Origin of the sequence: Advenella sp., assembly GCF_052108595.1 — a bacterium.
GTDB lineage: Bacteria > Pseudomonadota > Gammaproteobacteria > Burkholderiales > Burkholderiaceae_B > Advenella.
On record NZ_JBQEAU010000019.1, the window covers coordinates 1 to 13,836 of the forward strand.

13 protein-coding genes and 1 pseudogene are annotated in these 13,836 nt (G+C 55.2%); 9 read left to right on the forward strand and 5 right to left on the reverse strand.

Features of this window, described 5'->3' with window-relative positions:
- The 6 genes from ACTIKR_RS05245 to pcaF all read left to right on the forward strand — a co-directional run.
- Positions 1-808: 3-hydroxyacyl-CoA dehydrogenase family protein (locus ACTIKR_RS05245; RefSeq protein WP_442327282.1), on the forward strand; the 808-nt coding region annotated here is incomplete at its 5' end.
- A 219-nt stretch (positions 809-1,027) separates the two neighbouring features.
- Positions 1,028-2,206 carry an acetyl-CoA C-acyltransferase gene (locus ACTIKR_RS05250; protein WP_442327283.1) on the forward strand — a complete coding sequence of 393 codons (1,179 nt, stop codon included), beginning with the start codon at positions 1,028-1,030 and terminating at the stop codon, positions 2,204-2,206.
- The gene (locus ACTIKR_RS05255; protein WP_442327284.1) at positions 2,203-3,852 is read left to right on the forward strand and encodes a long-chain fatty acid--CoA ligase; all 1,650 of its coding nucleotides are present in this window, start codon (positions 2,203-2,205) and stop codon (positions 3,850-3,852) included. The genes ACTIKR_RS05250 and ACTIKR_RS05255 overlap by 4 nt, the downstream gene beginning before the upstream one ends.
- A gap of 86 nt (positions 3,853-3,938) precedes the next feature.
- Entirely contained in the window at positions 3,939-4,619 is a 681-nt protein-coding gene (locus tag ACTIKR_RS05260) for a 3-oxoacid CoA-transferase subunit A (protein ID WP_193087432.1), read from the forward strand.
- 12 nt (positions 4,620-4,631) lie between these two features.
- Entirely contained in the window at positions 4,632-5,270 is a 639-nt protein-coding gene (locus ACTIKR_RS05265; RefSeq protein ID WP_193087562.1) for a 3-oxoacid CoA-transferase subunit B, read from the forward strand.
- Between the two features lie 48 nt (positions 5,271-5,318).
- Positions 5,319-6,521 (forward strand): 3-oxoadipyl-CoA thiolase, encoded by a 1,203-nt coding sequence (gene pcaF, locus ACTIKR_RS05270; RefSeq protein ID WP_193087433.1) that lies wholly within the window; start codon positions 5,319-5,321, stop codon positions 6,519-6,521.
- A gap of 145 nt (positions 6,522-6,666) precedes the next feature.
- Here the strand turns inward: pcaF and ACTIKR_RS05275 are convergent, their stop codons facing one another.
- From ACTIKR_RS05275 to ACTIKR_RS05290, 4 genes are all read right to left on the reverse strand, one after another.
- Complete coding sequence (locus ACTIKR_RS05275; protein WP_193087563.1) at positions 6,667-7,401, reverse strand: amino acid ABC transporter ATP-binding protein; 735 nt, start codon at positions 7,399-7,401, stop codon at positions 6,667-6,669.
- A gap of 17 nt (positions 7,402-7,418) precedes the next feature.
- The gene (locus ACTIKR_RS05280; RefSeq protein WP_226816478.1) at positions 7,419-8,186 is read right to left on the reverse strand and encodes an amino acid ABC transporter permease; all 768 of its coding nucleotides are present in this window, start codon (positions 8,184-8,186) and stop codon (positions 7,419-7,421) included.
- 9 nt (positions 8,187-8,195) lie between these two features.
- Positions 8,196-8,960, reverse strand: coding sequence for an amino acid ABC transporter permease (locus ACTIKR_RS05285; protein WP_193087434.1), 765 nt, complete (start codon positions 8,958-8,960; stop codon positions 8,196-8,198).
- A gap of 83 nt (positions 8,961-9,043) precedes the next feature.
- Positions 9,044-9,934 carry an amino acid ABC transporter substrate-binding protein gene (locus ACTIKR_RS05290; RefSeq protein ID WP_442327285.1) on the reverse strand — a complete coding sequence of 297 codons (891 nt, stop codon included), beginning with the start codon at positions 9,932-9,934 and terminating at the stop codon, positions 9,044-9,046.
- Positions 9,935-10,696: 762 nt separating this feature from the next.
- Between ACTIKR_RS05290 and ACTIKR_RS05295 the strand changes: the two genes are divergently transcribed.
- Both ACTIKR_RS05295 and pssA read left to right on the forward strand, forming a co-directional pair.
- Positions 10,697-11,380 (forward strand): phosphatidylserine decarboxylase, encoded by a 684-nt coding sequence (locus ACTIKR_RS05295; RefSeq protein WP_193087436.1) that lies wholly within the window; start codon positions 10,697-10,699, stop codon positions 11,378-11,380.
- Positions 11,377-12,138: pseudogene (pssA, locus tag ACTIKR_RS05300) on the forward strand (CDP-diacylglycerol--serine O-phosphatidyltransferase); the annotation flags it as partial. The gene ACTIKR_RS05295 and the pseudogene pssA, both read left to right, overlap by 4 nt.
- Before the next feature lie 185 nt (positions 12,139-12,323).
- Here the strand turns inward: pssA and ACTIKR_RS05305 are convergent.
- Positions 12,324-12,935 carry a hypothetical protein gene (locus ACTIKR_RS05305; RefSeq protein ID WP_442327286.1) on the reverse strand — a complete coding sequence of 204 codons (612 nt, stop codon included), beginning with the start codon at positions 12,933-12,935 and terminating at the stop codon, positions 12,324-12,326.
- Positions 12,936-13,458: 523 nt separating this feature from the next.
- Between ACTIKR_RS05305 and rpsO the strand changes: the two genes are divergently transcribed.
- The gene (gene rpsO / locus ACTIKR_RS05310) at positions 13,459-13,728 is read left to right on the forward strand and encodes a 30S ribosomal protein S15 (protein WP_193087438.1); all 270 of its coding nucleotides are present in this window, start codon (positions 13,459-13,461) and stop codon (positions 13,726-13,728) included.
- Positions 13,729-13,836: the final 108 nt, after the last annotated feature.

Genomic DNA, 13,836 nt, shown 5'->3' on the forward strand with positions numbered 1-13,836 from the left:
GATCGGGCTGCATTTTTTCAGCCCGGCCAATGTTATGAAACTGCTGGAAATCGTGCGCGGTGAAAAAACGGCCAAAGATGTGCTGGCTACATGTATTGACATGGGCAAGAAAATCGGCAAGAAACCGGTGGTCTCGGGCGTGTGCGATGGGTTTATCGGCAACCGCATGCTGTATGCCTACCGCGATGCGGCAGATGAAGTGATGCTGCAGGGTGCCGCACCCTCGCAGATCGACCGCGCGCTGGAAAATTTCGGTTTTGCAATGGGCCCGTATCGCGTGGGTGACCTGGCCGGACTGGACATTGGCTGGGCGATCCGCAAGCGCAAGAAGGAGGTCGATCCGAAAGCCTATGAAGAGGTTGTAGCCGACCGCCTGTGCGAGGCCGGACGTTTTGGCCAGAAAACAGGGGCGGGCTGGTATCGTTATGTTGCGGGCGATCGCAAGCCGCAGGTTGACCCAGAGGTCGAAAAACTGATCGAAACCTTCCGTCAGGAAAAGGGCGTTGCGCCGCGCAAAATCAGCGACCAGGAAATTGTGGAGCGTTGCGTTTACGCGCTGGCCAATGAAGGGGCGAAGATTCTTGAAGAAGGCATTGCCCTGCGCGCCTCGGATATCGACATTGTTTACCTGAATGGTTATGGCTTCCCGTTACATCGCGGCGGACCTATGCACTATGCGCAACAGGCCGGCCTGTTCAATGTCGTGCGGGCACTGGGGCAATTTGGCGCTGGTTCGGCCCGGCCCGGGGCATGGCAAGCGGCGGCCTTGCTGGAAAAACATGCGCAAAGTGGTGAAGCGCTGAAGTAGAACGTGCATTGGCAGGCAGGGTATCGCCTGCCAACCGTATTACATCTACGGGCAGGCGGCAGGCGATAGCGGGTTATGCCAGGAAACTGGACGTTTCGTGTCTGCCAGTGCCAGTAGGATTATGTATTTTCTGTTCCGATACAATTGAAGTTTGCTTTGGTTGGCCTTGATCTTGGCGCTGCACAGCCCAATGTCATGCGACCGACCTGGAGAAGAGACATGAGAGAAGCTGTAATTGTTTCAACCGCCCGTACCGGACTGGCAAAGTCCTGGAAGGGTGCATTCAATATGACCTATGGCGCAACGCTGGGTGCGCATTCAGTATCGCACGCAGTCGCGCGCGCCGGTATTGATCCAACTGAAGTGGAAGATGTGATCATCGGTTCGGCCTTGCCTGAAGGCACAACCGGCGGCAATATCGCACGGGCCATTGCCTTGCGGGCCGGCCTGCCGGTCAGCGCAGGCGGGGTAACCGTCAACCGCTTCTGCTCGTCGGGGCTGCAGGCCATTGCCATGGCGGCGCAGCGCATTATTGTCGACCAGGTTCCGGTGCTGGTGGCCGGCGGCGTTGAAAGTATTTCCTGCGTGCAAAATGAGGCTAACACCCTCATGCGCCAGGACCCATGGTTGCGTCAGCACAAACCCGAGCTGTACTGGAGTATGTTGCAGACAGCGGAAACCGTGGCCAAGCGCTATGGCATTTCGCGCGAGGCACAGGACGAATATGGCGCCCGCAGCCAGCAGCGTGCCGCCCGGGCACAGGCAGAAGGGCTGTTCAATGATGAAATTGTGCCCATGACAACTGTCATGAGCGTCTTTGACAAGGCAACCGGCGGCATTGCCCGCCGTGAAGTAACCATTGCTGCAGATGAAGGGATCCGTCCCGATACCACGCTTGAAGGCGTGTCCAAAATCCGCCCGGTGTTCCCCAAAGGCGTTATCTCGGCGGGAAATGCCAGCCAGTTTTCAGACGGATCATCGGCCTGCGTGCTGATGGATGCTGAAGTGGCGCGTCAGCGCGGTCTGAGCCCAATGGGCATTTTCCGCGGGTTTGCCGTAGCAGGTTGTGAGCCCGATGAAATGGGCATTGGTCCGGTTTTTGCGGTGCCACGTTTGCTCGAGCGCGCCGGCTTGAAGGTCGATGATATCGGCTTGTGGGAATTGAATGAAGCCTTCGCCTGCCAGGTGTTGTATTGCCGTGACAAACTAGGTATTCCCGATGATCGGCTCAATGTCAACGGGGGGGCGATTGCTGTCGGCCATCCGTATGGCGTGTCTGGCGCCCGCATGGTCGGCCACGCCTTGATCGAGGGCAAGCGCAGGGGGGTTAAATACGTGGTGGTCACTATGTGCATCGGTGGTGGCCAGGGCGCGGCAGGGCTGTTCGAAGTGGCATGAACCGCCCCGATTATTCCGCCGTCTGGCCGCGTGGGCGCAGTCGGTCGCTAAGCGTACCGGAAACGGCGCTGCATGCCAATCTGGAGATATCAGCTCTGCGCTATCCGCACAAGCCTTGTCTGGTGTATTACGGCGCCAGCTACAGTTATGGGCAGGTGCTGGCGCAGGTGCAGGCCCTTGCCGGGTTTCTGCAGCATGATTGTGGCGTGCGCAAGGGTGACCGGGTGTTGCTGTATATGCAAAACAGTCCGCAATTCGTGCTTGCCTACTATGCGATTTTGCGGGCCGATGCGGTGGTGGTGCCAGTCAATCCGATGAACCGGGCCGACGAGCTGCAACATTACATTCGTGATACCGGCGCCACTGTGATCATCTATGGTCAGGAACTGCATGAGCAGGTTGCTTTACTTGGCGCTGCGGCGCCGGCCAGCAAGCTGGTGGCGGCGTATCATGATTATCTGCCCCCGGCAGGATCGGATCAGAACGTACCGGATGTTGTTGCCGAGCCTGCGCAGGCCCTGGCCGGTAATGGCGTAGTGCTTTGGCGCGACGCACTGGCCGGCGGCCGGGGCCCGTTGCCCTCATCGGCCGTGCCGGCAGATATGGCTGTCATGCCGTATACGTCAGGCACCACCGGCCATCCCAAAGGCTGCGTTCATACCCACCGCTCCACCATGTATAACACGGTGTCCGCAGCGGTATGGTATGACGGAGGGAATCAGGACGCAGTTTTTCTGGGCGTGTTGCCGTTTTTTCATGTTACCGGCATGGAAGGGGTCATGAACAGTGCCATTTATCTGGGCGCGACCATCGTTATTATGACGCGCTGGGATCGTGTGGTGGCGGCCCAATGCATCGAGCGCCATCGCGTTGGCCGGCTGGCGCTGATCGCTGCCATGGTGGTTGATCTGCTGGCCATGCCCGACCTGTCTGCCTATGATCTGTCCAGTATTGCCCGGATCAGCGGGGGTGGGGCGGCCATGCCCGAAGCGGTTGCAGAAAAACTGCAGCGCGAGTTTGGCCTGACCTACATCGAAGGTTACGGGATGTCCGAAGTCATGGCGCCAACGCACATAAACCCGGAGCGGTATCCCAAAAGGCAATGTCTGGGGATTCCGATTTTTGATGTGGATTCCCGTATTATTGATCCGGTCACCTTGCAGGAGCTGCCGCAGGGTGAGGTTGGCGAAATCGTCGTGCATGGGCCTCAGGTCATGCAGGGCTACTGGAACAATGAACAGGCATCGGCCGACGCATTCATCAGTATTGACAACAAGCGTTTTTTGCGCACCGGAGATCTGGGGCGCATGGATGAGGACGGATACTACTTTATGGTGGATCGGCTCAAGCGCATGATCAATGCCTCGGGTTTCAAAGTCTGGCCAGCCGAAGTGGAATCCATGATGTATGCGCATCCCGCGATTCTTGAAGCCTGCGTTGTTGGCGTGACTGACGAAAAACGCGGCGAGACCGTCAAGGCTTGGGTTGTATTGCGCGACGGTAGCCGCGGCAGGGTCACGGAACAGGACATCCTGGAGTGGTGCCGCCAGAAAATGGCCGCGTACAAGGCGCCACGGATTGTCGCCTTTACCGACGCGCTGCCCAAAACGTCCTCAGGAAAAGTCTTGTGGCGCGCGCTCGGGTAAATAACACAAGCGAAATATGAAATAATGACTTGCACCAGTAATGGCATAAATACAGATTCAGACAAAAGAGAATACAGGTATAACAGATGATCAACAAATTTATAGACGATATACAGGTTGCGGTTGCCGATGTCTTTGATGGCGCCACTGTGCTTATCGGCGGGTTTGGTGGCGCGGGCCACCCGACGGAACTGATCCATGCCCTGATCGATCAGGGCGCAAAAGAGCTGACCGTCGTCAACAACAATGCGGGCAATCATGACACGGGGCTGGCGGCGCTGATCAAGGCAGGTCGCGTACGTAAAATGATCTGCTCATTTCCCAAGGCTTCGCATTCGCACGTCTTTAACGAGATGTACAAAGACGGAAAAATTGAGCTCGAGTGTGTTCCGCAGGGCACGATCGCAGAACGACTGCACGCTGCCGGCGCCGGGATCGGCGGATTCTATACGAGAACCAGCTATGGCACCGACCTGGCCAAGGGCAAGGAAACGCGCAATATCGACGGTGTTGACTATGTGTTCGAGACGCCGATACACGGCGATTTTGCACTGGTGCTGGCAGAGAAGGGCGACCGCTGGGGAAATCTGATCTATCGCAAGGCTGCCCGCAACTTCGGGCCGGTCATGTGCATGGCGGCAAAAACCACCATCGTTCAGGTGAAGCAGAAAGTCGAACTGGGCCAGCTTGATCCGGAAACGATTATCACCCCCGGCATTTTCGTGAATCGGATTGTCGAAGTAGCCAATCCGGCCATCTCCAGTTAAGCAGGTCATATGATGAATAAATTGAACAGAAACCAAATGGCCGAACGCCTGGCCAAAGATATCGCCCCCGGCAGTTATGTCAATATCGGTATCGGCATGCCCGAGCTGGTCGCCAACTACCTCAAGCCAGAAGACGAAATTCTGCTGCACAGTGAAAATGGCATTTTGGGTATGGGCCCTGCCGCGACAGGCGATGACATTGACGGTGAGCTGATCAATGCCGGAAAAAAACCGGTCACATTGCTGACCGGCGGCGCATTCTTTCACCACGTGGACTCGTTTGCCATTATGCGCGGCGGACATCTGGACTTGTGCATCATGGGCGGGATGCAGGTATCTGCAGACGGCGATCTGGCCAACTGGTCGCTGGGCCGCCCCGGCGAACCACCGGCAGTAGGCGGGGCCATGGATCTGGCTGTGGGCGCCCGCAAGGTGTACATCCTGATGGAACACAATGCCAAAGACGGATCGCCCAAGATTCTGGAAAAGTGCACGCTCCCAGTCACAGGTTTGGGCGTGGTCAGTCGTGTCTACACCGATATCGCCGTTCTGGAAGTCACGCCGGCGGGTATGGCAGTGGTGGAAAAACTCGTCGATATCACAGATGAAGAACTGCAGTCGCTCACTGGCGCGAAACTGATTTTCGCCTGAGTATCCGATAGCTATTAATATCAGAATGAAATAACACAGAGGAAATGTATGAATAACGCTTATATTTGTGATGCTGTCCGTACGCCGATTGGTCGCTATGGTGGCGGTCTGTCCACCGTGCGCACCGATGACCTGGCTGCACTGCCGATCAAGGCATTGATGGAACGTAATCCGAACGTAGACTGGAGCAAACTGGACGATGTAATCTATGGCTGCGCCAACCAGGCCGGCGAAGACAATCGTAACGTTGCCCGCATGGCGCTGTTGCTGGCGGGAATTGACGTACAGGTTCCGGGCGCGACATTGAATCGCCTTTGCGCATCCAGTCTGGATGCCGTGGGTACGGCTGCGCGCGCCATCAAATCGGGCGAAGTCGATCTGATGATCGCCGGCGGCGTAGAAAGCATGTCACGTGCGCCGTTTGTCATGGGCAAGGCCGAATCCGCCTATTCCCGGGCTGCCAAAATCGAAGATACCACGATCGGCTGGCGCTTTATCAACCCGAAAATGAAAGCGGCGTTTGGCGTGGATTCCATGCCGGAGACTGCTGAAAACGTCGCGGACGACTTCAAGATCTCTCGTGCCGATCAGGATGCATTTGCATTACGCAGCCAGCAGCGCGCTGCAAAGTCCATTGCCGATGGCGTATTCAAGGAGGAGATTATTCCCGTGAGCGTTCCTCAGCGCAAGGGCGATCCCGTGGTAGTTGATACGGACGAGCACCCGCGTGCGACGACGCCGGAAGCGCTTGCCAGGCTCAAGGGCGTTGTGCGCCCTGATGGCAGCGTGACGGCGGGCAATGCATCAGGAGTGAATGATGGTTCCTGCGCGGTGCTGCTGGCCTCAGAAGAGGCGGTCAAGAAATATGGCCTCAAGCCCAAGGCACGCGTAGTAGGGATGGCCGTGGCCGGTGTGGCACCACGCATCATGGGCGTGGGTCCCATCCCGGCTGTGCGCAAAGTGCTGGAAAAAACCGGCCTGACGATCGAACAGATGGATGTGGTAGAACTGAACGAGGCTTTTGCTGCACAGGCGCTGGCCGTGACGCGTGATTTGGGCCTGCCTGACGATGCAGCGCATGTGAACCCGAACGGTGGCGCGATTGCCCTGGGTCACCCCCTGGGTGCGTCCGGTGCGCGTCTGGTGACGACCGCCATGTATCAATTGCAGCGTACCGGCGGCAAGTATGCCTTGTGCACCATGTGTATTGGTGTCGGCCAGGGTGCTGCTGTCATCATCGAACGCGTGTAAAGCATGTTCGGCCAGTGCGTTAGCGTGGCGGGGCGAGAACGTCGGCACTGCTGAACGCATGCAGCGGTAAACGTATATAGCAGTAAATTAAAAAGGCTGGGCAATCTATGTTGCCCAGCCTTTTTTTATGGGAAAAACCAGCGGTTTAATGCCCCAGGATCTTCGAGAGGAAATGCTTGGCCCGCTCGGAGCGTGCTTCCTGGTTGCCGAAGAATTCTTCCTTGGCGCAATCTTCAACAATCTGGCCTTCGTCCATGAAGACGACGCGGTCAGCCACTTTGCGGGCAAAACCCATTTCGTGGGTCACTACCATCATGGTCATGCCTTCCTTGGCCAGATCGACCATTACATCGAGCACCTCGTTGACCATTTCAGGGTCAAGCGCCGATGTGGGTTCATCAAACAGCATGGCCATGGGATCCATGGCCAGCGCCCGGGCAATGGCCACGCGCTGTTGCTGGCCGCCAGACAGCTGGCCCGGGAACTTGTCCTTGTGTTCAATGAGTCCCACGCGGTCCAGCAGCTTGCGGCCGCGTTCCATGGCCTCGCCCTTGGAGCGATCCAGAACCTTGATCTGAGCCAACGCCAGGTTTTCCATGACGGAAAGGTGCGGGAACAGCTCGAAGTGCTGAAACACCATGCCGATTTTGGAGCGCAGTTTAGGCAGGTCCGTTTTCGGGCCGCCCACCGAGACGCCGTTGAAGAAAATCTCGCCCTTCTGGAAGGGCTCCAGACCGTTGGCGGTTTTGATCAGTGTGGATTTGCCTGAGCCCGACGGACCGCAAACCACCACAACTTCACCTTTGCTGATTTCGGTTGTGCAATCGGTCAGAACCTGGAATTTTCCATACCATTTACTAACGTTTTTAAATTCAATCATAGCCATGGAGAAATACCTTATCGAATAATCGTCAAACGCCGATCGATCACTTTGACCAGACGAGAGCAAACTAAAGAGATGACAAAATAGATAGCCGCTGCGAATATGTACAGCTCAACTGGGCGACCGGTAATATCGGCGTTGATGCGTGCCATACCCAGCAGGTCATTTAGTGACAACACGGTCACCAGAGACGTATCCTGGAAAAGAACAATCATTTGCGTGAAAATCACAGGCAGCATATTGCGGAAAGCCTGTGGCAGCACGATCAGTCGCATTACCTGAAAGTAACGCAGTCCCAGCGCATAGCCTGCGCCCACCTGCCCGCGGGCGATCGACTGGATACCGGCACGCATAATTTCGCAGAAGTAGGCGGCTTCAAACAGCGTGAAGGTAATCAATGCGCAGGTAAACCCGTTCAGTGGCCGCGATACCATCCTGGCCGACTCGTTGCCTTCTATATAGGTGGCCCACATGAAGTCGACCCAACCCAGAATATACGGCACCAGGAAGAAGAACCAGAACAGGATCAGGATCAGCGGCAGCGAACGCATGATGTTGACGTAGGAGCCGGCGAACCAACGGAAAATATTGATGGACGACAGGCGCATCATTGCCAGTACAGTGCCCCAGATCAATGCCAGAACCGTGGAATAAAGCGTCAGCTTGAGCGTAAAAACCAGGCCTTGCATTAGCAGTGCGGGCGCGGCCTGCTGGATAACGCCCCAGTCAAAGGCGGCAATGCTGACCGATGAGGCGGAGAGAAGTAAATCTTGAAAATTCATCATGTGCTCCTACCCTTTTCCTGAAATAAAGCCAGGAACACTGAAGAAACGTTCAACGGCCGACATGATTACCAGAATCAATAAGTTGATGATGACATACAGGGCGGTTGCCGCCAGGTATGAAGGGAAAGTTTGGAATGTGGATTCCTGCATGGAGGCGGCTGCGCCGGTAATCTCCAGCAAGCCGATGGTGTAGGCAACCGAAGAGTTTTTCAGCAGGTTGAGCATTTCAGAGGTCAGTGGCGGGGTAATGATGCGCATTGCCATGGGCAACAGCACATACTTGTACATCTGAAAGCGTGTCAGGCCAAGCGCCGTCGCCGCCATGGATTGTCCGCGCGGCAGCGAGCGAATGCCCGAGGACAGCTGGATGGCAATCCGCGATGAGGTAAACAGCCCCAGACACAAAACCGCCGGCCAGAAGACCGAATAGGGGTACTGCATGCTGATGATTGCCTTGCCTATTTGTTCTGGCAGCACCTGGGGGATCACGTAGTACCAGAGGAACAGTTGCACCAGCAGGGGGATATTTCTGAACAGCTCGACATAGCCAGAGCAGATTCTGGACACCAGCCGATTCTGGCTGGTCAGCCCGATACCCACCGCGACGCCCATGACAAATGCGAGCACCCACGCGATAGCAGACAGCTGCAGTGTCCAACCGACAGCGGAGACGAATGCCTCCATATAGGTATTCCCGCTGGGGGATATCTGACAGAACAGGGACGCGTTATCGATATTGGCCGGGTCACAAAATATTGTGGAGATTGACATAATTTGAAACGCAATTTATAGAAAACAAAAAACGGCACAAAACACAGCGAAAGCGGGTTTTGTGCCGTCGGACAGAGGCCGGTTTATTGGTATGTAGCCGGGTCTGGTGAATCTGTAGGATTGGCAAGCGCTTTCTTGAGGGCTTCCGACATAGGCAGATTCATATTGATGTTTTTCGGAGGAATGGGATTTTCAAACCATTTTTTGTAGAGCTTTTCGAGTTCGCCGCTCTTGATCATGGCGATCACTGCGTCATCCACCGCTTTCTTGAACTCGGGATCGTCTTTGGGTTGAATCATCGCGTAAGGCTCGGTGGTGAGCGCTGTGTCGCTGACGACCCATTTGTCAGGATCTTCAGAGTTGGCAACCAGGCTGGCCAGCAGCACGTCATCCATGAAGAACGCTTTGGCACGACCGGCCTGAACTGTCAGGAAGGCGCCCGCATGGTCTTTCGAAGGAATAATATTCATGCCCAGGTTTTCCTTGGCATTGGTAGCGGCGAGCCATTTGATGTTGCTGGTGCCGGCCGTGGAGGTCACCGTCTGGCCTTTGAAGCCGGCGACATCCTTAATATTGTCAGCCTTGGCCGAGACGAAGCGGGTAGCGGTCACAAATGTGGTCGGCGCAAAGCTGACCTGTTTCTGGCGTTCAGCATTGTTGGTTGCCGAGCCGCAAGCCAGGTCGATCGTACCATTCATGATCAGGGGAATTCGGCTGGCCGAGGTCACGGGAACCTGTTTGATAGTGAGTTCTGTGCCCAACTGTTTTTCCAGCGCTTTGACGATGCCGTCGCAAATTTCCTTGGAGTATCCAATTGGCTTTCCACCGTCCAGATAGGAAAAGGGTATAGAGGAGTCACGATGACCCAGAGAAATTGTTTTTGTACTTTTGATTTTGTCCAGACGGCCTTCGGCGTGGGCGGACAAACCAATTGAAGAAATAAGTGCAGCAAGCACGAGACTTGATAACTTCATGGAAAACTCCTTTATAACGGTGTTGCTAGTATGAACGAAATGCTCATGCTTAGGGTTCAGGTTTTACCCTAATTTTTGACAAACTGTCTTTTGGACTAAAACTGCAATTCTATTTTTAATGGATTTTAATGTACTTTAAAACAAAATATACATATAGATACACATTGCATTATGGTGGCATTACTACGCACCAAAGCGATTTTGCCGATGTGCAAAACCGGTGCGGTTTGCTGGTGGCGCCAGTATGGCGCGCGCGGGAAAAATGTATTGCTGATGCGAAACCGTCGCTGCCACGATGAATGACATAATCACATTTGCATTTCCCCCGCATATGCCCGGGGGCAGCGCGTTGGCAGGAGGCTCGCAACGGTAGTTGCTGCCATAACCACAACCGTAGCCATAGCCTGCAGCCACAGCCACAGCCACAGCCACAGCCACAGCCACTCGGCAACTGTGACAACGCATACCAATAGCTGGAGAGGGTGCCTTGAGATTCAGGGAGCTGGCATGTGGAAACAATGCAGGCAAAGGGTGCCTGCGACGATCGCCTGGCAAATGCTGCGCTGCCTTGAGGGCAAAGTGTGGGCCAGCAGCGTGTTGTACTTCGCTGATTCGGGCGGGTCTGGCACAGCGGGCATCATTGCACCGATCGCCAGGAAAATGCAGGGTGCAATACAAAAATTACACTTTTGGTGTATCCCCATTCTCCGCTGCAGGTGTTTGCGACTAAAATGACGTTTTAATCAGCCGGTTTCCAATTGCATGTATAAACCCTCCTACCCGCATCCTGTTCTGGCCCGAGAGGGCTGGCCCTTTATCGCCGGCTCCCTCATTCTGGCGCTGTTGGTGTCGTGGTGGTCCATTGCTGCAGGGCTGATCTTCTGGCTGCTGGCCATTTTTGTGATTCAGTTTTTTCGTGACCCGCAACGCCAGGCGCCTGACGGCGAACGCGTGGTGCTGTCACCGGCTGACGGCCGGATTGTGTCGGTAGACAAAACCACCGACCCATATACCAAGCAACAGGCCCTGAAGATCAGCGTGTTCATGAATGTATTCAATGTTCACTCCAACCGCTTCCCGGTTAGCGGGCGGGTAACCCAGGTTCAGTATTACCCTGGTTCTTTCGTTAATGCCGCGCTGGACAAGGCGTCGGTCGAGAACGAAAGAAACGCGGTTCATATCGCGCTCGATTCCGGCGAGCAGGTGACTGTTGTGCAGGTTGCCGGTCTGGTGGCCCGCCGCATTCTGTGCTATGTCAAGCCGGGCGATAGCCGGCAGGCCGGAGAGCGTTATGGATTCATTCGTTTCGGTTCACGTGTCGACGTCTATCTGCCACCAGCTTCCCGCCCGCGGGTAGCCATTGGCGACAAGGTGTCGGCCACTTCTACTGCACTGGCTGACCTGCCCGAACCGGCTTCATCGGTCAATCAAAGCGATACGTTATGAACGAAAATCTGCCACGTCCGCGCAGCGCTATTTATTTGCTGCCCAACGCATTTACGACGGCCAATTTGTTCGCCGGCTTTTATGCCGTGGTGCAAGCCATGAACGGGCGTTTCGAGGTGGCAGCCATCGCCATTTTTGTCGCGATGGTGCTGGACGCCATGGACGGTCGCGTGGCGCGGCTGACCAATACCCAGTCAGCTTTCGGCGAGCAATATGATTCCATGTCCGATATGGTGTCTTTTGGTATTGCACCGGCGCTGGTCATGTATGAATACCAGTTGCAGGCACTGGGACGCTGGGGCTGGATCGCTGCCTTTATATACGTGGCTGGTGCGGCGTTGCGTCTGGCTCGTTTCAATACCAATATCGGTGTGGTCGATAGCCGGTTCTTTCAGGGGTTGCCCAGTCCCGCCGCGGCGGCGCTGGTGGCCGGTTTTGTCTGGCTGTCGGTCGATAATCGTATCCCAGACTATGAATCGCTGGCCTGGCTGGCCTTTGTGCTGACGGTATACGCCGGTATCTGCATGATTTCAAATGCGCCGTTTTTCAGCGGCAAGTCTCTGGCGCTGGAGAAAAAGCTGTCGCCGCAAAACATCATGCTGGTGCTGGTGCTTATTTTTGCTTTTGTATCGTCCGATCCTCCCATTGTGCTTTTCCTGTTGTTTATTGTGTATGGGTTGTCGGGTTGGACCGTGTGGTATTGGCGCTGGCGTCGGGCGCAGCAGTTACACGATAGCCGCCGCGAGAGCAGGGAGGCAGAGGCTGCAGGCGCAAAGCCAGAGGACGCTGCGACGGTGCATAAGGCGGATCAGGCGGATCAAGCTGGTCGGTCGCAATCGCCGACGCGCAATGAACCGCATATTGCGGAGTCACCGGACCAGGACAAACCCAAAGACTGGTTCAAAAAAGACTGACCAGGAACGTGCCGGAATCCGGCACGTTCTTAAAAGCCCATGATTTCAAACTCATGGTCATAGGCGGGATCTGGGCCGGGATGGTGGTGTGTTACCTGCTGGCCGTCACGGCCCAGATAGACATACATCAGTGAGTTCCAGGCATTGGCCTGCTTGTAACGATATTCCCAGACCACTTCATTTTTCTCGCCCAGCCCCACGCGGGTCACCTTAGAGGGTGGGCCGAACTCGCAGGTGACGTCCTGTGGTGTCCATACCCCCTTGTCCAGCTTGCGAAAATTCTCATCGGTCAGGATGGATTCCATCCGATCGGCGATGCCCGCGCTATTGAAACGCGTACCGTAAGCATATTGACCGTTGGGCTGCTGGGTCCAGATGGCCCGGGTGCCGCCATCGGCGGTGGGGCAGGTGAAATTGGGCGACCCCATGGTCTCCAGGACGACGGATTTTGGCGAATTGGGCGGTACGTCCCGGTAACTGGCGCAAGCACCCAACGTCACGCAAAGGCCAATCAGACTCACGGTGCGCAGCAGTTTGCGCGGCGCAGCCGCCTGCGAAAAAAACGGACTTTTGCGCCGGCGGTGCAGGCCAGTGTTGGAAAAAAAGCCCGGAAATTGGGAAAAACAACGGAAATTAGGCATATTTGAACCTGTATGGCTAAGGTTTGCGTGTGTTTTCGGGCTGAATCATATATAATTGTCGGTCTTGACTGAAAGCCAAAAATGCAGCCCTGCATGGCATCTGACGTGTTCATTGTAGCGTGTAAATCCGCAACAGGACAGATCAGAGCGAGTATGGTGGGGTACGCAGTCGTCTATCCGGGCAAAAGTGTATGCCGTATTTCCGGGAACAGATGCTCAGCGCGGCGCAATCAATCGTGCATCAAAACCAATGGTTAATATGACAGTTGTTTTTTAGCTGTCGGATCGCTGGGGCTGTTGCCGATCGTTTGCTTTGCTTCTCGCAAAGTCCTGACACGGTAGTGACCAGGCTTGCTTGGAAGGCCAATGCAATCACAAACGCCGGTGTCGGCAGATATATCCATCAGGCTATTTCTGTTTTATGCTTATGGTGGTTCGGTCGGGAAATTATCCGATATTTTATTTTTAATACTTCACGGTAAAACGCCTCGGTTTTACCGCCAGTTAATGAGGCTTATTCGATATGTCAGTTGCTGATATCAAAAAATCTGAAATTGTTACTCAATACGGTCGCGCTCAGGGCGATACAGGTTCTCCCGAAGTGCAGGTTGCATTGCTAACCGCTCGTATCAACGAATTAACCGGTCATTTCAAAGAACACATGAAAGACCACCACTCACGTCGTGGTTTGTTGCGCATGGTTAGCCGTCGCCGTAAACTGCTCGACTACCTGAAAGGTCGTAACCCTGACGCTTACCGCTCACTCATCGAAAAACTCGGTCTGCGTAAGTGATATTGGGTTTGCGCCCAACACAAAACCGTGCAGAGCGCCAGGCTGGCGCCTGGCACGGTTTTTTTTATTGTGCCGGAACGGGGTTTGGACGCGTACACAGAATCGTGG

Bases quoted from the DNA above. Each gene is read 5' to 3' on its own strand.
- ACTIKR_RS05285 (WP_193087434.1), bottom strand. From the start codon at position 8,960: ATGTCAATCTCCACAATATTTTGTGACCCGGCCAATATCGATAACGCG.
- ACTIKR_RS05255 (WP_442327284.1), top strand. From the start codon at position 2,203: ATGAACCGCCCCGATTATTCCGCCGTCTGGCCGCGTGGGCGCAGTCGG.
- ACTIKR_RS05260 (WP_193087432.1), top strand. From the start codon at position 3,939: ATGATCAACAAATTTATAGACGATATACAGGTTGCGGTTGCCGATGTC.
- ACTIKR_RS05305 (WP_442327286.1), bottom strand. From the start codon at position 12,935: ATGCCTAATTTCCGTTGTTTTTCCCAATTTCCGGGCTTTTTTTCCAAC.
- ACTIKR_RS05275 (WP_193087563.1), bottom strand. From the start codon at position 7,401: ATGATTGAATTTAAAAACGTTAGTAAATGGTATGGAAAATTCCAGGTT.
- ACTIKR_RS05290 (WP_442327285.1), bottom strand. From the start codon at position 9,934: ATGAAGTTATCAAGTCTCGTGCTTGCTGCACTTATTTCTTCAATTGGT.
- ACTIKR_RS05265 (WP_193087562.1), top strand. From the start codon at position 4,632: ATGAATAAATTGAACAGAAACCAAATGGCCGAACGCCTGGCCAAAGAT.
- rpsO (WP_193087438.1), top strand. From the start codon at position 13,459: ATGTCAGTTGCTGATATCAAAAAATCTGAAATTGTTACTCAATACGGT.
- ACTIKR_RS05280 (WP_226816478.1), bottom strand. From the start codon at position 8,186: ATGAATTTTCAAGATTTACTTCTCTCCGCCTCATCGGTCAGCATTGCC.
- pcaF (WP_193087433.1), top strand. From the start codon at position 5,319: ATGAATAACGCTTATATTTGTGATGCTGTCCGTACGCCGATTGGTCGC.
- ACTIKR_RS05250 (WP_442327283.1), top strand. From the start codon at position 1,028: ATGAGAGAAGCTGTAATTGTTTCAACCGCCCGTACCGGACTGGCAAAG.
- ACTIKR_RS05295 (WP_193087436.1), top strand. From the start codon at position 10,697: ATGTATAAACCCTCCTACCCGCATCCTGTTCTGGCCCGAGAGGGCTGG.